The 23720-nt window shown below is 60.5% G+C and carries 24 protein-coding genes; 16 read left to right on the top strand and 8 right to left on the bottom strand.

Annotated features, from left to right (window positions below; genetic code table 11):
• Nucleotides 1–70: 70 nt before the first annotated feature.
• The 10 genes from fabF to EDC35_RS11615 all read left to right on the top strand — a co-directional run bounded on the left by fabF (nt 71) and on the right by EDC35_RS11615 (nt 8020).
• Nucleotides 71–1309: a beta-ketoacyl-ACP synthase II gene (fabF, locus tag EDC35_RS11660; protein WP_132977421.1), complete on the top strand. Its 1239-nt coding sequence runs from the start codon at nt 71–73 to the stop codon at nt 1307–1309.
• A 35-nt stretch (nt 1310–1344) separates the two neighbouring features.
• On the top strand, nt 1345–2214 hold the full coding sequence (pabC, locus tag EDC35_RS11655; RefSeq protein WP_132977420.1) for an aminodeoxychorismate lyase: 870 nt from the start codon (nt 1345–1347) through the stop codon (nt 2212–2214).
• A gap of 9 nt (nt 2215–2223) precedes the next feature.
• The gene (mltG, locus tag EDC35_RS11650) at nt 2224–3228 is read left to right on the top strand and encodes an endolytic transglycosylase MltG (RefSeq protein WP_132977419.1); all 1005 of its coding nucleotides are present in this window, start codon (nt 2224–2226) and stop codon (nt 3226–3228) included.
• Nucleotides 3229–3402: 174 nt separating this feature from the next.
• Nucleotides 3403–4065, top strand: coding sequence for a dTMP kinase (gene tmk / locus EDC35_RS11645; RefSeq protein WP_132977418.1), 663 nt, complete (start codon nt 3403–3405; stop codon nt 4063–4065).
• Nucleotides 4062–4373, top strand: a complete 312-nt coding sequence (locus EDC35_RS11640) for a hypothetical protein (RefSeq protein ID WP_132977417.1) — start codon at nt 4062–4064, stop codon at nt 4371–4373. Before tmk ends, EDC35_RS11640 begins: the two co-directional genes overlap by 4 nt.
• 34 nt (nt 4374–4407) lie before the next feature.
• The gene (gene budA, locus EDC35_RS11635; RefSeq protein ID WP_132977416.1) at nt 4408–5193 is read left to right on the top strand and encodes an acetolactate decarboxylase; all 786 of its coding nucleotides are present in this window, start codon (nt 4408–4410) and stop codon (nt 5191–5193) included.
• Nucleotides 5194–5213: 20 nt separating this feature from the next.
• Entirely contained in the window at nt 5214–5831 is a 618-nt protein-coding gene (locus tag EDC35_RS11630; RefSeq protein WP_132977415.1) for a hypothetical protein, read from the top strand.
• Nucleotides 5824–6843 (top strand): DNA polymerase III subunit delta', encoded by a 1020-nt coding sequence (gene holB, locus EDC35_RS11625; protein WP_132977414.1) that lies wholly within the window; start codon nt 5824–5826, stop codon nt 6841–6843. The genes EDC35_RS11630 and holB overlap by 8 nt, the downstream gene beginning before the upstream one ends.
• 5 nt (nt 6844–6848) lie before the next feature.
• Nucleotides 6849–7208: a PilZ domain-containing protein gene (locus EDC35_RS11620; protein WP_132977489.1), complete on the top strand. Its 360-nt coding sequence runs from the start codon at nt 6849–6851 to the stop codon at nt 7206–7208.
• Between the two features lie 8 nt (nt 7209–7216).
• Nucleotides 7217–8020, top strand: a complete 804-nt coding sequence (locus EDC35_RS11615; protein ID WP_132977413.1) for a TatD family hydrolase — start codon at nt 7217–7219, stop codon at nt 8018–8020.
• Here the strand turns inward: EDC35_RS11615 and EDC35_RS11610 are convergent, their stop codons facing one another.
• From EDC35_RS11610 to EDC35_RS11585, 6 genes are all read right to left on the bottom strand, one after another.
• Nucleotides 8021–8908, bottom strand: a complete 888-nt coding sequence (locus tag EDC35_RS11610) for an HlyC/CorC family transporter (protein ID WP_132977412.1) — start codon at nt 8906–8908, stop codon at nt 8021–8023.
• Nucleotides 8909–8914: 6 nt separating this feature from the next.
• Nucleotides 8915–9415 (bottom strand): rRNA maturation RNase YbeY, encoded by a 501-nt coding sequence (gene ybeY / locus EDC35_RS11605; RefSeq protein ID WP_132977411.1) that lies wholly within the window; start codon nt 9413–9415, stop codon nt 8915–8917.
• A gap of 8 nt (nt 9416–9423) precedes the next feature.
• Nucleotides 9424–10425: a PhoH family protein gene (locus EDC35_RS11600; RefSeq protein ID WP_132977410.1), complete on the bottom strand. Its 1002-nt coding sequence runs from the start codon at nt 10423–10425 to the stop codon at nt 9424–9426.
• A 6-nt stretch (nt 10426–10431) separates the two neighbouring features.
• Nucleotides 10432–11757, bottom strand: coding sequence for a tRNA (N6-isopentenyl adenosine(37)-C2)-methylthiotransferase MiaB (gene miaB / locus EDC35_RS11595; protein WP_132977409.1), 1326 nt, complete (start codon nt 11755–11757; stop codon nt 10432–10434).
• A 190-nt stretch (nt 11758–11947) separates the two neighbouring features.
• The gene (locus EDC35_RS11590; RefSeq protein ID WP_132977408.1) at nt 11948–13714 is read right to left on the bottom strand and encodes a sialidase family protein; all 1767 of its coding nucleotides are present in this window, start codon (nt 13712–13714) and stop codon (nt 11948–11950) included.
• 1 nt (nt 13715) lies between these two features.
• Nucleotides 13716–14885, bottom strand: a complete 1170-nt coding sequence (locus tag EDC35_RS11585) for a hypothetical protein (RefSeq protein ID WP_132977407.1) — start codon at nt 14883–14885, stop codon at nt 13716–13718.
• A gap of 329 nt (nt 14886–15214) precedes the next feature.
• Between EDC35_RS11585 and EDC35_RS11580 the strand changes: the two genes are divergently transcribed.
• The 6 genes from EDC35_RS11580 to EDC35_RS11555 all read left to right on the top strand — a co-directional run bounded on the left by EDC35_RS11580 (nt 15215) and on the right by EDC35_RS11555 (nt 22111).
• Nucleotides 15215–18199, top strand: a complete 2985-nt coding sequence (locus EDC35_RS11580; RefSeq protein WP_132977406.1) for a ribonucleoside triphosphate reductase — start codon at nt 15215–15217, stop codon at nt 18197–18199.
• Between the two features lie 56 nt (nt 18200–18255).
• The gene (gene nrdD, locus EDC35_RS11575) at nt 18256–18444 is read left to right on the top strand and encodes an anaerobic ribonucleoside-triphosphate reductase (protein ID WP_132977405.1); all 189 of its coding nucleotides are present in this window, start codon (nt 18256–18258) and stop codon (nt 18442–18444) included.
• 78 nt (nt 18445–18522) lie between these two features.
• Complete coding sequence (locus EDC35_RS11570) at nt 18523–19248, top strand: anaerobic ribonucleoside-triphosphate reductase activating protein (protein ID WP_132977404.1); 726 nt, start codon at nt 18523–18525, stop codon at nt 19246–19248.
• Between the two features lie 80 nt (nt 19249–19328).
• Nucleotides 19329–20063, top strand: coding sequence for a hypothetical protein (locus EDC35_RS11565; RefSeq protein WP_132977403.1), 735 nt, complete (start codon nt 19329–19331; stop codon nt 20061–20063).
• Between the two features lie 6 nt (nt 20064–20069).
• Nucleotides 20070–20588: a hypothetical protein gene (locus tag EDC35_RS11560; protein WP_132977402.1), complete on the top strand. Its 519-nt coding sequence runs from the start codon at nt 20070–20072 to the stop codon at nt 20586–20588.
• Nucleotides 20589–21403: 815 nt separating this feature from the next.
• Nucleotides 21404–22111, top strand: a complete 708-nt coding sequence (locus EDC35_RS11555) for a class I SAM-dependent methyltransferase (protein ID WP_132977401.1) — start codon at nt 21404–21406, stop codon at nt 22109–22111.
• On the opposite strand, the gene EDC35_RS11550 is transcribed toward EDC35_RS11555, so the two are convergent.
• Together EDC35_RS11550 and EDC35_RS11545 are read right to left on the bottom strand one after the other, a co-directional pair.
• On the bottom strand, nt 22073–22777 hold the full coding sequence (locus tag EDC35_RS11550) for an FHA domain-containing protein (RefSeq protein WP_132977400.1): 705 nt from the start codon (nt 22775–22777) through the stop codon (nt 22073–22075). The two genes, EDC35_RS11555 and EDC35_RS11550, sit on opposite strands and share 39 nt — an antisense overlap.
• A 396-nt stretch (nt 22778–23173) precedes the next feature.
• A complete protein-coding gene (locus EDC35_RS11545; protein ID WP_132977399.1) occupies nt 23174–23614 on the bottom strand; it encodes a septal ring lytic transglycosylase RlpA family protein in 441 nt (146 codons plus the stop codon).
• Nucleotides 23615–23720: the final 106 nt, after the last annotated feature.

The following is a 23720-nucleotide window of genomic DNA, read 5'->3' as shown; positions in this document are numbered from 1 at the left end:
GCGGATCGCGTCCAGCGGGACGCGGTTCGTGCCCGTCGATTGTGGCGTTCTGAACGATTAGAGGTAAGTAATGGCAGGTAGAAGGGTAGTCGTCACCGGATTAGGTCTCGTGGCCCCCGTTGGACTGGACATCAAGTCCTCCTGGGACAGCATCCTGGCCGGCAGGAGCGGGATCAAGCCCATCACCCATTTCGATATCGAACCGTTCAGCACCCGCTTCGGCGGGCCGATCTATGGCTTCGATCCGAGCGAATACATCTCGGAAAAAGAAGCCAAAAAGATGGACAAGTTCATCCATTACGGCATGGTCGCCGGCTGTCAGGCCATCGCTGACTCAGGCCTGGAGATCAATGACGCCAACTGCCGGCGGATCGGCGTCGCCATCGGCTCCGGCATCGGCGGCATCACCGGCATCGAGAACAACTATCAGGCTTACAAGGACAAGGGACCGCGTCGGATCTCACCCTTCTTCGTCCCGGCCAACATCATCAACATGGTCGCCGGTAATCTGTCGATCAAATTCGGGCTCAAGGGACCGAATTATTCCATCGTCTCGGCATGCAGCACCGGCTCGCACAACATCGGCGAGGCCGCCATCATGATCCGCCACGGCTATGTGGATGTCATGATCGCCGGCGGCGCCGAGATGGCGACCTCACCGGTCGGGCTCGGCGGTTTCGCCGCTGCGCGCGCACTCTCGACCCGCAACGACAATCCCGAGGCCGCCAGCCGTCCCTTCGACAAGGACCGCGACGGTTTCGTCCTCAGTGACGGCGCGGGCGTCGTGGTTCTGGAAGAATACGAGCATGCCAAGGCGCGCGGCGCGACCATCTATGCCGAGCTGGTCGGCGTCGGCATGAACTCCGACGCCTATCACATGACCGCCCCGTCCGAAAATGGCGAGGGTGCCGCCGACTGCATGCTGCTGGCACTCAAGGACGCTGGCCTGAACACCGATCAGGTCCATTACATCAACGCCCACGGCACCTCGACACCAGCCGGCGACGCCGCCGAGACCATGGCGGTCAAGCGCGCCTTTGGCGATGGCGCCTACAAGCTGGCGGTGAGTTCGACCAAGTCCATGACCGGCCACATGCTGGGCGCGGCGGGCGGCGCGGAGGCGATCTTCACCATCCTGGCCATCCGTGATCAGGTGGCGCCACCGACCATCAACTATGAGACGCCCGACCCGGACTGCGATCTCGATTATGTGCCCAACACGGCGCGCGAGATGACGATCGATGTCGCGCTCTCCAACTCCTTCGGCTTCGGCGGCACCAACGGGACGCTGATCTTCCGTCGGCTCTGATTCGATTTTTCAACGGTCCCGTTGAAAAATCGAAGATGATGAATGCGAGACTGGATCCGCCCACAGTCGGCATCAAGCCACTGCGGGTGGTGATTGATGGCCGGAATCAGGATTTGATCGAGGTCATCGATCGGGGACTTCAGTATGGTGATGGTCTCTTCGAGACCATCCGCATTCACGCCGGACAGCCCTGTCAGTGGCGACGGCATCTTGAGCGCCTGATGCTTGGAGCCGGGCGGTTGGGGATTCAGCCGCCTGATCCCGGCATCCTTGAGGCCGAAGTCCTGAGTCTGACGCAGACCCTGGATCATGGCGTGCTCAAGCTGATCCTCACCCGTGGCAGCGGGGGACGCGGCTACCGTCCGCCTGAGTCGTCGGCGCCACGCCGTATCCTGCTGACCTATCCCCTGCCGCCCGATCCGGAACCATCCTGGCGCACCGGCGTCCGTGTTCGCTATTGTCAGACACCCGCATCCATGAACCCGGCGCTGGCCGGCATCAAACATCTGAACCGTCTCGACTCCGTGCTTGCCCGACGCGAATGGAGCGATCCGGCCATTGCCGAGGGACTGATGCTCGACCCATCCGGCGCGCTGGTCGGCGGCACCATGACCAATGTATTTCTCTGGGATGGCAACCGACTTCTGACACCGCCTGTCGAGCAGAGCGGGATCGCTGGAACTGTCCGGGCACTCACCCTGGAGCTGGCGGTACAGATGGGGATCGACTGTCTCGAAACACGGCTCGCGCCCGCCGATCTCGAACAGGCGCATGGTCTGTTCCTGACCAACGCCATTGCCGGCATCTGGCCGGTGCGTGAACTCGCCGGACAGAGATTCGATCTGAATCGCCTGCCCTGGATCCTGCTGGACAGGGTGCAACAGTCCGCACACACACCTGGATGAGATGGCTCGATGTCCTGGCGAATCCTTTTTCTCGCGCTGCTTCTGATCGCGTCTATCGGGGTTGGCGCAGGCTTTGATTATCATCGCTTCGTCACCACACCGGTTGCCATCTCCGGCGACAGGACGACACTCGACATCGCACGCGGCACCTCGCTCCACGCGCTCGCACGCCAGATGACCGAGCAGGGCATCCTGAAGCATCCCTATTACTTCATGGCGCTGACCCGGCTTCAGGGCGATCAGGCGCGCATCCAGGCCGGCGAGTTCGAGCTGACCGCTGGCATGACGCCACCGCAGGTGTTGGCGCGCATCGTCTCGGGCCAGGTCATTCAGTACCCGATTACGCTGGTCGAAGGCTGGACCTTTCGGCAGGCGCTCGCCGCCATCGATGCCCACCCGCGTTTCGGTGGCGAATCGCTGACCGCCCTCTCCGACGACGAGTTGATGACACAGCTCGGGCGTCCCGGCGAACACCCGGAGGGGTGCTTCTTTCCAGATACCTATCGTTTTCCGCGCACCGCCAAGCGATTGGATATCCTGCGTCGCGCCCTGGAGCGCATGGATCGGGTGTTGGCTGAAGAATGGGAAAAGCGCCGTCCGGATGTGCCGCTCGCCACGCCCTATGAGGCGCTGATCCTGGCCTCCATCATCGAGAAAGAAACCGGCGTTCCCGCCGAGCGCCCTCAGATCGGCGGCGTTTTTGCGCGGCGTCTTCAGCAAGGCATGCGTCTCCAGACCGATCCAACCGTCATCTATGGTCTGGGCGTGCGCTATGATGGCAACATCCGGCGCGCCGATCTGCGCGAGCCGACGCCTTACAATACCTATGTCATCCAGGGTCTGCCGCCGACCCCCATTGCGCTGCCAGGGCGTGAGTCGATTCGCGCCGCGCTCCAGCCAGCGGATGACGACAGTCTGTATTTCGTCGCGAAGGGCGATGGCAGCCATGTCTTCTCGGCGACGCTCGACGAACACAACCGCGCCGTTCGTCGCTATATCCTGGGGCAGCATTAGGCGCTTTCCAGGAAAATGTCTACCTGCCTGAAATATCGCCAATTGGACAGGATTAACGGGATGATTCAAGATTAACAAGATTAAAAACAATCATTTGAAAATCCTGTCCATCCTGGAAAATCCTGTCTATTTGAAGCGCGTATCAGGTATGAATTTTTCAGGGAATCACCTTAAATGATCAACACCATTCAACGCGGCTGTTTCATCACGCTCGAAGGCATTGAGGGCGCCGGCAAATCGACCCAGATCGAGCCGCTGGCCCATGTTCTGCGCAAACGCGGTATCAAGGTGCTGACCACCCGCGAGCCAGGCGGCTCGCCGATTGCCGAGCGTCTGCGCACGCTGCTGCTCGATCCGCTCAACAGCGGCATGAGCGAGACCGCCGAACTGCTGCTGATGTTCGCCGCCCGCGCCGAGCATCTGGAAAAGACCATTCGTCCGGCACTTGTGGCCGGAACCTGGGTAATCTGCGACCGTTTCACCGACGCGACCTATGCCTATCAGGGCGGCGGACGCGGGATCGATCCGGCGCACATCGCCATCCTCGAAGATCTGGTGCAGGGAGAACTGCGTCCCGATCTGACGCTCCTGTTCGATCTGCCTCCGGCCCTGGGTCTGGAACGGGCACGCGAGCGTACCGGCCATGCAGATCGGTTCGAGCAGGAGGCCGTGCGTTTCTTCGAGGCCACCCGCGCCGTTTATCTCGACCGCGCGCAAGCCTGCCCCAAACGTTATCGGGTGCTGGATGCCAGTCAGCCCCTGCCCGATATTTCAGCCCAAGTCCAGATCATCGCCGCCAATTTCATCGACGCCCCCGACAAACAGAGTCAACTATGAACCCACGCGACAGAGGAATTCTCTTTGTGCTGCTGGAGCGCCTGCGGACCCAGCGTCTGCCGCGTCTGCTGGCCCTGCGTCGGCGCGTCACCCAGGGCGCCCGCCTGGATACGTTCGATCTGCACTTTCTGCACGAGGCGATCAACGACAGCCTGCATCTCTCCCCCCGCTGGTCGCGGCATCCCGAATTCCTCAGAATCTTCGGGCCACTGGCGCTGCTCTACCATGACATCACCAGCCATGCACTCCGCAACGAACTGACGATGCGGCATGGATCCTCAAACAACCCGAATCACCGCATCGGATGAGCGCCAGCATCCATCTGCCTTCAGGATCACCGCCATGCCCAGACGCCTTGCCATGCTTGCGTTCGCTGTCGCCCTCTCGGCGCAGGCCGACACCGACCGTGAGACCCTCTATCAGATCTCGACCATCGATGCACTGCTGACCGGGGTCTACGACCCGCTGTCCAGCATCCGCGACGCCCTGCCGCACGGCGATGTCGGGCTCGGCACCTTCACCGACCTCGACGGCGAACTCATTCTGCTGGACGGGCAGGTCTATCAGGCCACCGCCGACGGTCAGGTCAGACACCTGCCGTCTGATCCCGACATCGGAACGCCCTTTATCGCCGTCACCCATTTCGACGCCGATCAGACCCTCAATCCACCAGCGGGTCAGGATTACACCAGCTTCAAGACCTGGCTGGAGGCGCAGTTTCCCAGCCGCAATCTCGCTTATGCGATCCGGCTGGACGGGACATTTGAACGCATGGTGTTTCGCAGCGTCCCTAAGCAGAGCAAACCCTATCCGCCACTCGCGGCGATCTCCAGTCAGCAGACTGTCTTCAGACAGGATGCGGTCACTGGCACCCTGATCGGCTTCTGGTGCCCGACCTTCATGCAGGGCGTCAATGTCCCCGGCTTCCATCTCCATTTCCTCTCCGCTGATCGGCAGCAGGGCGGGCATGTGCTGGACTTCACGCTCACCGGGGGGCGGGTCCAGCTCGATCCAACCAACGGCTGGACGGTTCAACTGCCGCTCGATCCGGCATTTCTCGGCACCCAGCTCGGCGCAGATCAGAGCGAGGCGCTGCATGCCATTGAGCAAGGCCCGCCGGCGCAATAAAGCTCTGAATCTGATCCAACATGAACCAGCCGAACATCCTGACCCGGATCATCGATACCCATAGCTGGCACGATGAGTTTTTCCCGCCCCTGACCCCCGCGCGGATCCTGGCCCGGATAGCGGGAATGGTGGCGGTCTTTCTGACCTGGGTGGCCTTGAGCCTCCTGATCACCATCGGCCTGATCCGGCTCGGCGTCGGCCTGGAGATCGCCGCGCTGCCGGGCCTGCTGGTGCCGCCCCTGACGGTCATGGCGCTCAATGCCGCTGGAATCTTCAACCGTCCGCGCGGCGATCAGAAAAACCTGAAGGCGTTTCAACGCTGGATCACGGGACCACCCGGTCAGCAACGCGGACTGTCCTCAGCGCATCTCGCACGCATTCAGCCACAGGGCCACAACCGCCTGCTGGTCGAGGTCACGCCCGACTGGCTGGCGCAACCCGCCGACAAACGGCTGGCCGATCTGGCACACTGGCACCTCGTCTGGGACTTCTGCCGCGATGCACACGCCGACAACCAGGCGCTGGAGCTGACGGTCACGGATCAATCCGGCCAGATCCTCGGCGGATCCAGCCCGGACGACGGCGGATCCGTGTGGCTCGATCAGTCCTGCTCAGGCCGATCCGATGCCGATGGATAAGGGATACGTCCCCCTGCCCTGGCTGACTGACATCTGGTCACGACTCCAGGCCGCGCGTACGGCGGATCGGCTCGCTCATGGTCTGCTGATCAGCGGACCACGCGGGGTGGGGAAACGGCATCTGGCCGAATGCCTCGCCCGGTCGCTGCTGTGCCGTTCGCGCGCGGCCAATGGTACGGCCTGCGGAGTCTGTGCAGACTGTCGTTTACTGGACGCAGGCAGCCATCCCGATCTGATCCGGGTCGGCCCGGATCCGCTGGCCAAGTCGGACGAAATCCCCATCGCCGCGATCCGCGCCCTGGCCGAGCATGAATCGCTGACGCCAAGCCGCGCCGACTGGAAGGTGGCGCTCATCGATCCGGCTGACCGGCTCAATCCGGCATCAGCCAACGCGCTGCTCAAAACGCTCGAAGAGCCCAGCGGACGCACCATTCTCTGTCTGATCGGCGAGCGGATCGGCCAGCTTCCCGCGACGATCCGCAGCCGCTGTCAGCAGATCAAGGCGGCGATCCCGTCTGAAGCCGACGCGCTCGACTGGCTGCGCGGACAGACCGCACAGGGCGATCTGGCGCTGCGGCTGCGTCTCGCCCACGGCGCACCGCTGCGCGCCCTGAGCGAACTCGACGACAACCTGCTTGAGCAGCGCCGCCAGCGACTGGCCGGTTTCTTCGCCGTCGCGGCAGGCACTCAGGATCCGGTTAAAGAGGCGATGGCCTGGAACAGTCTCGGCGCGTCGCTGCTGCTGGACTGGCTCGCCGGCTGGTCATGCGATCTGCTGCGATTGATGAGCGCCACCGATTCAGCCAGACTCGACAACCCGGACCAGCGCGCCGATCTGGCACGTCTCGCCGGGCGGATCCAGCCTGCCGCCGGCCATCGCTTTCTGCAGCGGGTGCTGGAGGCGCGCGCCCTGGCCGAATCCAATGCGAACCCTCAACTGCTGCTGGAATCCCTGGCCATCGACTGGTCAAGGATCAACCAGGGCCGCAACACCTGGAGACCCCGACCATGAACCCCATGAACTCAGCCGGCTCGCTGGGTGGACAGCAGCGAATCCTCAGTTTCGCCATCAAGGACAAAAACGCGCTTTACGCCTCGTTCATGCCCTTCATCAAGAATGGCGGGCTGTTCATCCCCACCAACAAGAATTACCAGCTCGGCGACGAGATCTTTCTGCTGCTGCAATTGATGGAAGAAACCGACCGCATCCCGGTCGCCGGCAAGGTCATCTGGGTCACGCCGCCGGGGGCCGAGGGCAGCCGCTCGGTCGGGGTCGGCGTCCAATTCAGCGAGCAGGACAAAGGCGGCGCGCGCCGTAAAATCGAGGAATACCTGGCCGGCGCGCTCAATGCCGACCGCCCCACTCATACCATGTAAGGCCCGTCATGCTGATTGACTCGCACTGCCACCTCGACCGGGTGGATCTCAAACCCTATGACGGCGACTTCGCACGCCTGATGCAGACCAGCCTGGATGTCGGCGTGTCCCGCATGCTCTGCGTCTCCATTGATCTGGAGCACTATCCGGCGATGCGCCGTCTGGTCGATCCCTTTCCGCAGATCGATGTCTCGGTCGGTGTGCATCCCAACCATGACGAAGACGACACAACCACCATCGAACAACTGGTGGCGCTGGCGGCGGATCCGCGCAATGTCGCCATTGGCGAAACTGGACTCGATTATTTCCGCAGCGAAGGCGATCCGGCCTGGCAGCAGGTGCGTTTTCGCAACCACATCGCCGCCGCCCGTGTCTGTGGCAAGCCGTTGATCGTCCATACCCGAAATGCGCGCGAAGACACCATCCGTATCCTCACCGAAGAGCAGGCACGCGAGGTCGGCGGCGTCCTGCACTGCTTCACCGAGAATTGGGCCATGGCGAAACAGGGTCTCGACCTGGGTTTTTACCTCTCCTTCTCGGGCATCCTCACCTTCAAGGCCGCCGATGAACTGCGCGAGGTCGCGCGTCAGACGCCACTGGACCGGCTGCTGATCGAAACCGACGCCCCCTATCTCGCCCCCGTCCCGCATCGTGGCAAGCCTAATGAACCGCGTTATGTCGGCCATGTCGCAGACTGCATCGCCACACTGCGCGGCATGGATTCGCAGGAAATCGCCGCCATCACTCGTGACAATTACCAGCGATTGTTCGCACCGGGGGGGCACTACCCGCTCCTGGATAGTCTCGGCTGATCAGTCGTCCTCATGCTCGCCGGAGGCTGCCGGGATCTCATCATCCGGATCCAGATGTTCGACATTCAGCAGATGCACGCGGCGACTGTCAGCGCGCATGACGGTGAAGCGGAAACGGCCAAATTCGACTGACTCGCCGCGCTTGGGCAGATGGCCCAGCGCATTCACGACCAGTCCGCCGATGGTGTCGAACTCTTCGTCTGAAAAATCGCTGCCGAAGTATTCGTTGAAGTCTTCGATGGTGGTGCGGGCCTTGGCGCTGAATTCGTTCTGACCACGCCGGAAGATGCCGGAACCTTCGTCGTAATCATGTTCGTCGTCGATCTCGCCGACGATCTGTTCCAGCACGTCTTCGATGGTGACCAGTCCCGCCGCGCCGCCGTATTCGTCCACCACGATGGCCATGTGATTGCGGCTGGAACGGAATTCCTTGAGCAGCACATTGAGCCGCTTGCTCTCCGGGACGAAGACGGCGGAGCGCAGCAGATCGCGGATGTTGAAGGCGCGTCGTCCGGCATCGACGCAGAATGAGAGGAGATCCTTGGCCAGCAGGATGCCGACGACCTCGCCCTTGTCGTCGCTTGTGACCGGAAAACGTGAATGGGCGGATTTGACCGCGACCTGAAGAATCTTTTCCAGCGGATCATCGCGCCGCAGCGAGATCATTTCGGCGCGTGGAATCATGATGTCGCGGACCCGCAGGTCCGAGACCTGCAACACGCCTTCGATCATGCTCAAGGCGTCGGTGTCCAGCAGTTCGCGCTGACGCGCATCTTTCAGCAGCTCAATGAGCTGTTCTTTGTCCTGTGGTTCGCCTCCGAGCAACTGGCCGATGCGTTCAAACCAGTTGCGTGAACGCGAACCCTCGCTAGATCGCTCGCTCGTCATGAGAGTTTAGGGCTCCTTCAGGTTTGCCTGATGTTCATAGGGTGGCGGGAATCCTAACCCGCACAGAATGTCGGTTTCCAGCGTTTCCATCGCTGTGGCCTCGCCATCGGTCAGATGATCGTAACCGAGCAGATGCAGCACACCATGCACCACCAGATGCGCCCAATGGGCGTGCGGTTCCTTGCCCTGCTCCTGCGCCTCGCGCCGCACAACCTCGTCGCAGATCACCAGATCACCGATCAGGTCGGCAATCGGGTCGTCCGCATCCGGCGTCAGGCCCGGCGGCAGCTCAAAGGGAAAGGAAAGGACGTTGGTTGGACGGTCGATGCCGCGATACTGACGATTCAGCGCCGTGCCTTCATCAACATCGACGATGCGGATCGTCAGGGCGGCCCGCTCGCGACGGCCATCGAGCGCGGCCATCACCCAGCGCTCAAATTGCGGCGGCAGCGGCAGATCGGGACAGTCCGTCGCCAGTTGCAGATCGAGATCCAGTTGTAAAGACATGCGGTGGCTCAGGAAGTGGTATCCGGTGAGGAGCGCGCGGGTTTGAGACGCTCGTATGACTCGTAGGCATTGACGATACGCTGCACCAGGACGTGGCGCACCACGTCGCGCGCATTGAAGAAGGTGAAGCTGATGCCCGGCACGTCCTTGAGGATTTCGACCGCCTGACGCAGACCGGACGGCTGACCGCGCGGCAGATCGACCTGGGTCACGTCGCCGGTGATGACGGCGGTGGAGCCAAAACCGATGCGGGTCAGGAACATCTTCATCTGTTCGGGCGTGGTGTTCTGGGCCTCGTCGAGGATGATGAAGGAGTCATTCAACGTCCTTCCGCGCATGTATGCCAGGGGCGCGACCTCAATCACATTGCGCTCCAGCAGCTTGTTGACCTTCTCGAAGCCGAACATCTCGAAGAGCGCGTCATAGAGCGGACGCAGGTAGGGATCGATCTTCTGCGCCAGATCGCCGGGCAGGAAGCCGAGCCGCTCGCCGGCTTCGACCGCCGGACGCACCAGCAGCAGACGCCGCACCCGGTCGGACTCCAGCGCCTCAACCGCGCAGGCGACCGCCAGATAGGTCTTGCCGGTGCCTGCCGGGCCAACGCCGAAATTGATGTCGTGCTTGAGAATGGCGTGAAGATATTCCTGCTGATTGGGACCGCGCGCCCGGATCAGCCCGCGTTTGGTCTTGATGACGACCTCGGGCAGCCGGTCTTCGATCTCATCGAGCAGGGCGTCCGCGCCGGCCCCCTGGAGCGCGAGATGGATGGTCTCGGGCGACAGCACGGCCTCGGCGGTCTCGGCATAGAGATCGCGCAGGATCTGCTCGCCGAACCGGGTGGCGTCGGGATCGCCGATCAGCCGGAAGGCGAGTCCACGGTTATTGATTTCGATCCCGAGCCGGCGCTCCAGTTGACGCAGATGCTGGTCAAAGGGGCCACAGAGATTGGCGAGGCGCGCATTGTCCTCGGGTTCGAGTTGCAGATCGACGGTTTGGATTGGAGTAGACAAGCAGACCTAGCGGGCCAGGCACCCGCGCAATGAGTTGGGAAGAGCCTCGGTGATGCTCAGATCAACGAAGCCGCCGATGAGGTGAGAGGGGCCGTCGAAATTGACCACCCGGTTGTTTTCAGTGCGTCCGGAAAGCTGCGCCGGATCCTTGCGTGACGGTCCTTCCACCAGTACCCGCTGCACCGTGCCGACCATCTGGCGGCTGATGCGCTGGGCATTGGCGTTGATGCGCTGTTGCAGACGCTCCAGCCGCTCCTTTTTGACTGACAGCGGTACATCGTCGGGATAATCCGCCGCCGGGGTGCCGGGGCGACGGCTGTAGATGAAGCTGAAACTGTGATCGAAGCCGACGGCGTCGATCAGCTCCAGGGTCGCGGCAAAATCGGCCTCGGTCTCGCCCGGAAAACCGACGATGAAATCCGATGAGATGACGATGTCGGGCCGCGCCTGACGCAGTTTGCGGATCTTGGCGCGATACTCCAGCGCGGTGTGACCGCGTTTCATGGCGGCGAGGATGCGATCCGCACCGGACTGCACCGGCAGATGCAGGAAACTCACCAGCTCGGGCACCTCGGTATAGACCTCGATGAGATCGTCCGAGAAAGCAACCGGATGGCTGGTGGTGAAACGAATGCGGTCGATGCCATCAATGGCAGCGACCGCATGGATCAGCAGCGCCAGACTGGCGGGCTCGCCATCGGCCATGAGGCCACAGTAGGCGTTGACATTCTGTCCCAGCAGATTGACCTCGCGCACGCCCTGCGCGGCCAGCCCGGCGACCTCGGCGATGACATCCGCGACCGGGCGGCTGATCTCTTCGCCGCGCGTATAGGGCACGATGCAGTAGGTGCAGTATTTGGAACAGCCTTCCATCACCGAGACGAAGGCGGTCGGCCCCTCGGCGCGCGGCGCAGGCAGACAGTCGAATTTCTCGATCTCGGGGAAAGAGACATCCACCTGCGGCTGCTGCCGGGTCTCTAGATCGCGGAGCATCTGCGGCAGCCGGTGCAGAGTTTGGGGACCGAACACCAGATCCACATAGGGCGCACGCTCGCGGATCGCCTCGCCCTCCTGGCTCGCCACACAGCCGCCGACACCGATCACCAGCCCCGGTCGCGCGACTTTCCAGGGACGCCAGCGTCCGAGCTGCGAAAAGACCTTTTCCTGCGCCTTCTCACGCACCGAACAGGTATTGAGCAGCAGCACATCGGCGGCTTCCGGACAGTCGGTCAGCTCCAGCCCGGCGGACTCGCGCAGCACGTCCGCAATGCGCGCGGAATCGTACTCGTTCATCTGGCAGCCGTAGGTCTGGATATAGAGTTTGCGGGACATGGATGGCGTTGGGATGTCGCAGTTGACAAGGAGTCAAGGATGGGAAATGGAGAGATCGGCAACCCCGCACTCTGATTGATGCGGGCACTCAGGGGGTGGGGTATCGTCCAGAGTCAGCGGCTGAGTGTCAAGCACGATGGAACCGACGGACGGCGTTCACGCACTGATATCCGCTCACGGGCACCCTGTGTCAGTAGCGCGTAAACGCAAAATCACCCATTTCGTTGTGATATTCCTTATGCCATTGTCCGTCAATGAAGATCCAGGTCTCAGTGATCTCGGTAGCGGTTGGCGGTCGGTCGTAGGTACCGCCGCGCGGCAGCGTCAGTTTGGGAATTTCGTAGACAAATCTGACTTTGACCTGCGCAACATTGCCCGTCACCTGCATTTCCTGAATGGCGAATGAGTGATGCCTGACCCGTCCCGACTGCGCGATGTAATCATCCTGACGCATGCGTCGCCGAAAATAGGGGTCATATAAGGCATACGCAGTCGCGTAATCGGCCTTGCGCAGCGCATCCCAGAAGGCCGTCACACGCGCTTCGAGCTGCGCGCGCTTCGCCAATGAATCCTCGTCGTTCAGAGGATCCGCCGCGAGGACCGTCGGCGTGGTCGGCACCGGATAGAGATACAGATCGGCTGCGGTCAGTCCATCGTCCGGATACCGTGCGGCGAGCACATGCCAGACGCCATGCGCCAAGACCAGATTATTGACGAAGGGAAAAAGCGTTTCCTCGTTCACGCCGGGCATATCCAAGGGTCGATCCTGTGCCAGCCAGCTTGCCCCGCCGTCAACCGAGACGTTGTAGTAAAGATCGCCACGGATATTGCGGTAGTCGTTCCAGACCACGATCAAGACACCATCCGGCCCCACCGCGATTTGTGGAAGATGGTCCTGAGTCAGATCGAAGGGGTCATGTCTCAGGTGTCTGATCGGCTCCCAGCTCAGTCCGCCATCCAGCGAACGGGTGAAATAGACATGGTTCTTGCGCGGCAGCGCGGTGACAAGCGCGGGGCGGGCACTGAAGACCAGGTACACCTGATCGCCATGTGCGACAAGATCCATTGAGCCAATGTCGTAGTCCTCGCTCCCTGGAAAGCGGTAAGTTTTCCACTGCGCACCCTTGCGCACGGCCGATTCAAGGCTGAACCCATCACCCTGGGTGCCAAACCACAGGGCCAGCGGCTCACCCCCTGTCTCGGTGGCAGCAATCAAGAGCACGCTCCCGACCGTCTTGATCGATTCCGCCGGGGTCCAGCCTCCTGCACCATCGCTCTGCGCATGAACGAGATGGGTCTCTCCATCCCGACGGGCGTCCGCAAAGAAATGCACACGCCCGCCCGCCATCGTCAGGGCCGGCCAGAAGCCGTTCTCGAAACCGGCGGTCAAACGTCTGACATCGCCCCAGGTCTGGCCGCCATCCGCTGAAAGACGACCATAGAGATGATAATTTGGCGTGGTCCGCGCGACCGGCTCGGAACCGGCGGGGTTATTCCCATCTGGCGCATCCGGCGCATCACCAAGCCAGACGACGGCAAGCTGGCCATCGGGATCGCCGCTCAGACGAATTCTTGGCAGCGGTTGGGTGGCGGTATCCAGTCTCCGCGCGTCGGACCATTGACCATCCTGATTGAGCCAGCGCAGCACGATGGCCGGCGGATCCCCAGGGCCGGCATCAAGCCAGGCGGCATAGAGGCGTTTGCCAAATGACTCAAGCGCAATCCCCGCAGCGGCACGCTTGGGCGCCGTCAGCGCCAGTGCCGGCGATTCCGGGCGGCGCACCATGAGTCGCCCATCGCGATCGCTGTAGGCAAGGCAAGCCTCCTCGCCCGCAACCGAGACCGCACGCGGGGTTTGTTTTGGATCAAAACCGTCCTCGCTGACTCGCCAGACGGATGCATCGGCCAGTAAGAGCGGCGGGATCAGTAATCCCGCCGCCAGGATCAGGATACGCATCCTAGAAGCGGCTGGTGCCTGGCTGACCATTATTGTTAAGCCAGATGCCATTATTGACGGTGCCGCTAAAGGTGGTGACAGTGTCCGGCGAAATGGTGGTGGTTGGCCCCGAGCCGCCATTGACAAGGTTGAATTCAAGCTTGAGCACGACGGCGGAGTCCTCGACATTGCCCGAGGTGCCCGGGCGTATCTGCACATAACCCCAGCCGCCTTGGTTCGCGATCTGATTTACGACGGCCTGCGGCAGAATATCCTTCATGTCGACCGCGCCGGTGCAAACGATATTCTGCGCGGAGGTCGGCAGGGGCGCTGGGGCAAAGGGCGCGGCGCGACTGACCGTGTCACGGTCATTGATTCCAGCAAGCGTTCCCGCCTTATCGGGAGACAGATAGATGCTGACGCTACAGGTATCGCAATCACGCTGACTGGTGGCCGTGCCCGCACCATCCGCAACCGGGGTAACGAAAAACCGGGTCGTCCATTCGTTTGGCGGCATGAGGGTGACGCCAGCGTCACCGGTGCCGATACCGTTGTCCAATACTTCGCCGAGGAAAGCGGTCAGCCCCCCCAGATTGCCCAGTAGAGGACCGGGAGCAATAGATAGATCTTGCGCTGGATTGAGTGCGCGATAGCCAAAGGCCGCTCCGCCCGAGATTTCGAGCATGATCGCCTCGCCGTAAAGATCCGCGCCCGTACCGCCCTCACTGGTATCGTCACCATCGTCCACAATCAGAAAGCCGCGCGCAACGCCCGTGTTGGAGGTACTGAACTCGACATTGCCGTAGGGCGCCAGCGTCGCCGGATCATTGAAGAGCGGTCCACTCCCCGCATTCGGCAAAAAAACCCCGGAGGCATCGAATGTCACCATGTCGTTGGCGCGACCTGAGGCCGTGATCTGGCGAACACCTTCGTCGGTGCAAGGCGAGGTGGGATCGGGGGCTTTGGTGAAATAGTTGACGTTCAGAACCCCCTGCGGATCCTTGTTGACCACCGAAACGATGGTCGCGACCGATGGGCTTCTGGTCATCATCGGGAAGAGCATGGCGTCGGCACGGAGGTCATGCGCAGTAAACGCACTCAGTGCCGCCAAGCTGCTTAAACCGACAGGAGTCAGGATACCGAACCGACGGATGCCGTCTAATTTCTTCATCATGGTTTCCACCTGAATCATCAAGGAATCGGAACATCCAGCCACCCCCAAAGGGCTTGAGAATCAGCCTAGTTCAAGACTCGGTTACCCGCAAGGCATGATCCGGGCTGTCATCATGCGCATCGCCATCCCAACCTCACGCCAATCTTTGCCTGTCAAGCATAATTTCACTCTGGACCACAGTATCTGGTTAGCGTTAAACTCCCGCGCCACAACATCTAGTGTCTGCGATGAATATCGGTTTTTCGCCCCGCGCCGTTCCAAGCCCCCTGATTTGGAACAGAAAACTGCTTTTCGCACCCAATCGCCGACCGTTCCGATCAGACAAAACGCGCCCCCGAGGACCACCGATGGCCACCCAGACGAACTTTCCGACCCCACCAACCCGCGTCATCAAACGTGACGGGCTGGAAGTTCGTTTTGACGCCGCCAAGATCGAATCCGCCATCCTGCGCGCCGGTCAGGCGAGCGGCGAATTCGGCGCGCCCGAGGCCAGTCTGTTGACGGCCCAGGTCATCAAGGTGCTGGCCCATCGTTTTGGCGATGGCCGTCTGCCCGACATCGAAGGCATCCAGGATGTCGTCGAGCAGACCCTCATCAGCGCCAACCATTTCGAGACCGCCCGCGCCTATATCGTCTATCGCGAGCAGCATAAAAAGCTGCGCACCGACGGCCGCACCCTGGTCGATGTCGGCGGCTCGATCAACGAATATCTCGACCGCTCGGACTGGCGCGTCGCTGCCAACGCCAATCAGGGTTATTCACTCGGCGGACTCATCCTCAACACCTCAGGCAAGATGATTGCCAACTACTGGCTGAATCATGTCTACCCGCCCGAGATCGGCGAGGCGCACCGCGAGGGCGACATCCATATCCACGACCTCGACATGCTCGCCGGTTATTGCGCCGGCTGGTCGCTGCGCACCCTGCTGCATGAAGGGCTGAACGGCGTACCGGGCAAGGTCGAGGCGAGTGCGCCCAGGCACATGTCCTCGGCCATCGGACAGATCGTCAACTTTCTCGGCACCCTGCAAAACGAGTGGGCCGGTGCGCAGGCGTTTTCGAGCTTCGATACCTACATGGCGCCATTCGTCCGTGTCGATGGGCTGGACTATCCGCACGTCAAGCAGGCGATTCAGGAACTCATCTACAACCTCAATGTTCCCTCGCGCTGGGGCTGTCAGTGCGTCGATGAGGAGACCGAGTGTCTGACCGAACACGGCTGGAAACGGCACGATCAGATCCAGCCAGGCGAGAAGATCGCGACCTTCGACTGGCGCAATAACCGCCTGGAATACCTGGAGCCGCTGGCCATGACGGCCTATGACTTCGAGGGCGAGATGTATGTGCTGCGCAACCGCACTCAGGAGCAATGGATCACGCCCCGGCATAAGGTGCTGCGCAAGGTCTTCAACACGGAGGACCGCTGGATCCTGGAAGACATCGAGCAGGTCGCCGAACTCAAGTCGCCGGTGATCATCCCCAATGCCTGGGAGACTTCATCCGCGCATGAGATCGATGACAACGTCGTCATGCTGCTGGCGTGGGTGGTCGCTGAGGGCAATATCGACATCAGCGAGGGTCGTCGCCGGGTCGCGCTCTATCAATCGACCGGCAACGCGGAGAACGCCGCCGAGATCGAATGGCTGCTGCATGAGCTGAATCTGAGCTGGCACCGCTACGAGCACACCGGCACCTATGCAAACCATCCCGTGTGCCGCTACCGCCTGAACAAAGACGCGAGCGACTTTGTGCTCGGCTATCTGGAGCGCAAGTGCGTCCCGGATGTCATCCGTACCCTGTCGGCACGTCAGATCCGGCTCTTTCTCGATACCTATATCAAGGGCGATGGTCATATCGAGGAGAATGGCCGCACGCGCATCTACACCAAGGATCGCGACAATCTTGATGCGCTCCAGGAACTCTGCGCCCTCGCCGGCTATGGCAGCACGGTGCACACGCGCCAGGACTCAGGCGTCCATGTGCTCAACATCGTGCGCAACCGCGAGACCTATATCCAGCTCATCGAGCGCAAGCCATACAAGGGCAAGGTCTGGTGTCCGACCACACGCAACGGCACATTTGTCGCCCGGCGTCGTGGCAAAACCTTTATCACCGGCAACACGCCCTTTACGAATCTCACCTTCGACTGGGTCTGTCCCGAGGATCTGCGCGAGCAGGTGCCGGTGATCGGCGGTGTGGAGCAGCCATTCACCTATGGCGATCTCCAGACCGAGATGGACATGATCAATCGCGCCTATATCGAGGTCATGACCGAGGGCGACGCCAAGGGGCGGATCTTCACCTTCCCGATTCCGACCTACAACATCACGGCGGATTTCCCCTGGGAGAGCGAGAACGCCGATCATCTGTTCGAGATGACGGCGAAATACGGCCTGCCCTATTTCCAGAATTTTCTCAATTCGGAACTCTCGCCCAACATGGTTCGTTCCATGTGCTGCCGCTTGCAGTTGGATCTGCGTGAACTGCTCAAACGCGGCAACGGACTCTTCGGCTCGGCGGAGCAGACCGGATCGCTGGGCGTGGTGACGATCAACTGCGCACGGCTCGGCCACACCCATCGTGGTAACGAAAAAGGTCTGCTGGCGCGGCTCGACCAGTTGCTGGAGATCGCACGCAACAGTCTGGAGATCAAGCGCAAGATCATTCAGCGCCACATGGACGCCGGGCTCTTTCCTTATACCAAGCGTTATCTGGGCACCCTGCGCAATCACTTCTCGACCATCGGCGTGAACGGCATCAACGAGATGATCCGCAACTTCACCGGCAATGCCGAGGACATCACGACCCAGGAAGGACATGCCCTGGCGGTGCGGCTGCTGGATCATGTCCGCGCACGCATGGTGGAGTTCCAGGAGGCGACCGGGAGTATGTACAACCTGGAGGCCACCCCCGCCGAGGGGACGACCTACCGTTTCGCCCGCGAGGACCAGAAGCGCTTCCCCGGCATCCTTCAGGCCGGCACCGAGGAAACGCCCTATTACACCAACAGCTCGCAGCTTCCGGTCGGCTATACCGACGACCCCTTCGAGGCGCTGGCGATGCAGGAAACACTGCAAAGCAAGTACACCGGCGGCACCGTGCTGCATCTTTATATGAGTGAGCAGATCTCATCGACCGATGCCTGCAAGCGGCTGGTGCGCCGGGCGCTGGAGAATTTCCGTCTGCCCTACATCACGGTCACGCCGGTCTTCTCGATCTGCCCCAAACACGGCTATCTCGCCGGCGAGCACCCCTATTGCCCGATCTGCGATCAGGAACTGATCGCGCGCAAGCAGGCCAGGCAGAACCTGGCCGTGCATGAACTTCACTGAACGCCGGATCACTCGCTGAACACCGGACAACACCGCAAGCCATAAGGAGACGCAAGATGAACAACGCACGCATCCAACTCAATGACGCCGAACGCACCCCCTGCGAGGTCTGGACCCGCGTCATGGGTTATCACCGCCCGGTCTCCGCCTTCAACAACGGCAAGAAGGCCGAACACGCCGAACGCTGCTATTTCAGCGAACAGCCCAAGGGCACGCAGCAACGGCCCGAGCAACTGGCGGCTTAAGCGCATCCCAGAGGGTTCGCCGCAATCCACTCACATATCATGCCCATCGCGTCCCGATCTGCTGCATTCCCGCCTGACATGGCGCGCCGCATCGGGCACGCGGCGCCAGAAACCACGCCGATCCTGCGCATCGGCGGTTTCACCCGCCTGACCACCATCGATTATCCCGGCGAACTGGCCGCCATCGTCTTCTGCCAGGGCTGCCCCTGGCGCTGCCGTTACTGTTACAACACCGACCTGCTCGACGCCCGCACCGACGGGCTCATCCCCTGGTCCGACATCCGTGGCTTTCTCAAACAGCGCATCGGACTGCTCGACGGCGTCGTCTTCAGCGGTGGCGAACCCACCGCACAGGGCGCGCTCGAAACCGCCATGCAGGAGACCCGCGCATTCGGCTTCAAGGTCGGGCTGCACACCAGCGGCGTCTACCCCGACCGCCTGCGCGCACTGCTCCCGCTCATCGACTGGGTCGGGCTCGACATCAAAGCCCTGCCGGACGACTACCCGGCCATCACCGGCGTCTCCGACTCCGGCCAACGGGCCTGGGAAAGCCTCAGCATCCTGCTCACCGCCCGCGTGCCGATGGAGGTCCGCACCACGCTCATGCCGGATTGGACGCCCGAGCAGATCGCAACGCTCGCGCATGCGCTCGCGGATGCGGGGGTGAAGAATTATTGCGTGCAGGCTTGCGATAGCAGGCGGGCGTTGGATGAGACGCTCGCGCCATCTGCGATGCCGATGAGTGAGCGGATTGGGTTGGTGGAGAGGGAGAGGTTTGGGAGGTTTGTTGTTCGGGGGAAATGACAAGCTCATGGGCTAACGTTTGGCAAAATAGCCGAACTACGCAATCAATATGGAAATCACCTTCAAAAGGGGAGTATTCGATGGCTGATCAAATTAATTTGCCCTCTTCGTCTCGCGGAGAACTTGAAAAGATAATCAAGGGCTACGGTCATGTAGGCAAAGAAGTCGATCTCGAAACACTCTCTAAGTTAACTGCAATAGGCAGGACGACGATTAGCCCGAACAACCCATTCTTAACGCAAGCGGGAATAATTGCAGGCGCGAGAAAGAAACAAATCACTGATACGGGACGAAAGCTATCACGCGCCCTTGAGCATAATCTCCAAGAAGAAATATCCGCCTCTTGGCGAGAAGTAATTCGAGGCAGTGAGTTCTTGTCAAATATTGTTTCAACTATACGCATTAAGGGTGGCATGGCATCTGATGATGTCATGCGTCACATTCTCTTCGCTTCTGAATCGAAGAACACGAAAGCGAATAAAACTGGCGCGAAAACTATAACTGATTTGCTGCTCCTATCTGGGTTGATCGAGGAAAACGCCGGAAAGTTGCGTGTTGCAACCACCGTCCCGCAATCAGCATCAGCAGAACCGATAGACGAAAGTCAAAGTACAGAAGTGTCACTCCTGATAGCGCAAGTTGAGACTGCGACGCCTACTCCAATTAGTACGACTCACCCTGTAGTCAACGCCGGAACTACGTTTGGTTCACCGACAATCGCCATCAACATCCAACTACAACTTCCGGAGACGGATAAGCCTGAGGTATACGAAGAACTTTTCAAGGCACTTCGCCGCCACCTGTTCCCTGGGTGATTGCTTGTGTTTTCAATCGAAGACTGGAAAAAACGGGCAAAAGCGGCAGAGAAAGAAGCCCACAAGATTCTTGCTGCTCATGAAGTATCCAGGTCGCGCATCATCCACCTGGAGTCTCTGCTTAATCATCTATCCGGCGCGCCAATTGACATCCAAGAATACTTCCAGGAATCAATTCGGTGCTTGGAAACAGGTTGTACTCGGGCGGGAATGGTTATGGCTTGGTGCGGATTCTTTGAAATCTTCGCGCTGTCTCTCTTCTCTGCCAGAGAAGCTGACATACGGATAAAAAGGGCAGCATGGAAATTCAGAGATTTAACTGAGCTGAAAGAGAATGTGGGAGAAGCACAGATAATAGATGTAGCCAAAGAAGTGGGGCATATTGGAAAAGCACGTTTACGGATATTGCAGGGTCATTTGGCAACCAGGAACCAATGTGCACATCCGACACTTTACGTTCCTAGTTTAAACACAGGGATCGGTTACATAGATGAGCTTGTTAGGTTCTCTCGTGAGTACTTGTGAATTGCCCAACAAGATAATTCAAGCCCGCATAGGTTAGGATAGGTTTACGCGAGCTATGATGGCGATGAGTGAGCGAATTTGGTTGGTGGAAAGTAAACAGTTTGCGAGCTTTGTGATTCACGGAGCTTGATGAAGAGATTGCTGTATTCGGACACAAGATGCGATGAAATCAGTATCGCGTCGTTATCAAGTAAAAAGCCCGAGAAGTGCGCTAACACTTCTGGGCCTTTTGGTGAGGCGAAAGAGGGTCTGCCTGACCACTCGGATCGACTCGCACTACTGGCTGTCTTTGCTACAGACAGGCTCAGTATAGTGCCAGTTTTTCGAACCGAGCAAGCTAAAACCTTCCCATCTTTTCGTTAGGAGAGCCTTTTATGGCTTACTCGAACGATAAACCGGTGCATGTGAGCACCTACGTCCGATATCGATTCGGACGCTGGGAGAGTGTTCGCGAGCATTGGCGCTCATACCCTGGTCAACTGAGTCTCTTCTGAGACAGGGAGACTGCTTCCAGGTAGTCATGGGGCGGAGCAATCCGCCCCACTGCGGCGATGACCTTGCCTTGTGGCAAACATTCAACCCTCATAGCCCGCGTAGGGCGCAATAACGCAGCGTATTGCGCCGCATGCGAGGGAACCGCCACCCACTGCCGAGCATGATCAATCTCACACACCGCTCCGGCTCGATGATGCATGGCATTTCACCGCCAAACGGCGACCTCGGCAGCGGCTTCCTTTCGGCGCAATACGCTGCGCTATTGCGCCCCACGCCGTAGAATCGCCGCTTCTTCGTGAACCGTCACGGCGCCCAATCTCATGACCACCTCTGCCAACCTCTTCATCGGCACCGCGCTCGCCCTGCTGGTCATCACGGCACTCTGGCGGCTGGCGTCGCGTCGTCACTCACTCCCCTGCCCTGTCTGGCTGCGCTGGATGGTGGAGCTGGACAACCCCTTCACGAAAACCAATCGAGCGGCCTTCATTGTGGAGCAACTGGGGCTGGAGCCGGGCATGAGCGTGCTGGATGCGGGCTGCGGACCGGGCCGGCTGACGATTCCGGTGGCGGAGCGGATCGGCCCGAGCGGACGGGTGGTGGCGATGGATCTCCAGTCGGGGATGCTGGCGCGGTTGGCGGAGCGGACGAAAGCCGCCGGGCTGACCAACGTCGAGCGTCTGCACGCCGGGCTGGGCGACGGCATGCTGGGGCACGAGCGGTTCGACCGTGTCCTGCTGGTGACGGTGCTGGGCGAGATTCCGAATCAGGCCGCCGCGCTGCGCGAGCTGTTCGAGGCGCTCAGGCCCGGCGGCATCCTCTCAGTCACTGAGGTGATCTTCGACCCGCATTTCCAGCCGCGCGGCAGGCTGACCGCGCTTGCGGTCGCGGCTGGTTTCCATGAACGGGCGTTCTTCGGCCATCGGCTGGCCTATGTCATGCACTTCGAGAAGACTGGCGGTCGGGGGCCTTTCCCCCTGCCTGATCGCGGTTCAGCCGCCGTCGATCGCCCGGAAATAATATTTCAGTGAAATCCCCTGGACCTTCAGGTCGGAGTTGTCCACCAGCCGAACGGGATCGCGAGGATATTCTCCGTTGACAAACACTCGTCCCGGCCTAGCGGGAATCAGGTAGTGGCCGTCCTGGCGCTGCTGAATCGTCGCAGCCAGTTTGGGAGCGAACCAGCCGCCGCAGCGCAGGTCGCTGTTACAGCTGCGACCCAGAGTGAAGTCTTTCTTTTCCAACAGTATTTTGACACCCGAAGCGACGACCGTGATGTAGGCGACGCGGGATTCCTCCAGTTTTCTGCGCAGCGAGGCCATGTCGGCGGCCTTCATGAGGACTGTTTCGGATTGCTTCAGCTCAGGTTGCTTTTGAACCTCCTGCCCTGTCGTTTCACCAGGCAATCTGGCCGTTGACATAAACACCAGCTTATGGGTGTGGATCTGGATCTCATCCCAAAAGGCGAGCGTGTGTCGGCCGACCTTCCTCGTGTTCACGAAGACGCCATTTGCGCTGCCGTCATCGACCAGGATGTAGTCGTGGCCGTCGGTTTCGATGTGCGCGTGATATTTGGAGACTTCGGGATTCTGGAGAACGATATCGTTGTCTGTCGCGCGGCCGATAGTGAGACGGTTGGCTCCCAGCTCCCACTGTTTTTGGAGAGTTCCGCCTGAGTACAGTCGCAAAAAAGGCATGGATCAAGGCTCCATATTGATGTTGGTGGCGTGTTTATCCCAGGCCGACTGCGCGTCATCGATGTCTGTGCCGACCCCGTCGCATTATCCATCATGGGCCATGATATGCGCTCTGGCGGCTGATTTCCGCAAACGGGCGCTCTTCAGCCATCGGCTGGCCTGTGTCTGCACTTCGGGAAGACCGGCAATCGATAACCGGAGGCGGATGGCGTTCCGTCCAGTCTGGCGTGCGCCGTTTTTGCGGTGAGCGGGTATTATCTGAACTCGCCAGCCTTGGCGTAGACGCGGTTTAAGTGGTTTATTTGAAAACCATTTAAACCGCGTCTCAGCAAAGGTCAGGGGTGGCCGCGAAGATTGAAGCAGGCCACCAAAGGTGGTGGTCACGCTGAACGCGGTTTAGAAGAGATCCATCATGATCTGTTGAGCGGCCGCAAGCCTGGGGCTGGAGCCGGAGGGAAGAGAAACGCTGTCGTCGTCCAGGATCTGGAGTTCGACCCGGGCCACTCCTCTGCCCAGCATGCCGATCTCTTTAGCGGCGCTTTTTGAGAGATCAATGGTGCGACCGTGCCCATAAGGACCACGATCATTGATGATGACTTCGACTGAGCGGCCATTGGCCTTGTTGGTCACCATCACCCTGGTACCGAAACTCAAGGTCCGGTGGGCGGCCGTCAGTGCATCTTTGTCGAACCGTTCGCCACTGGCGGTCCGTCGGCCGTCAAAGCGATCTGCGTAATAGGAGGCCGTGCCTTCAGTCACGATTGCCTGTGCCGGCACGATTGGCAGGATTGAAAGTGTCAGTAGAATTGGGGATAGCCATTTGCGTCGTTTAACCAAAACGCTTCCTCTCGTATGTCGTTTGGTGTTTGGGCGCCTCGGAAGGCCCCGGCTTTTTCGATCCGGGGCCGATTCTACATGCTAGTCCGGGTTCAAGGCTACCCCT

Origin of the sequence: Thiobaca trueperi (assembly GCF_004342175.1) — a bacterium.
Lineage (GTDB): Bacteria > Pseudomonadota > Gammaproteobacteria > Chromatiales > Chromatiaceae > Thiobaca > Thiobaca trueperi.
Note: the sequence above shows the minus strand (reverse complement) of the source record. Positions and strands in the feature narration are given on the sequence as shown.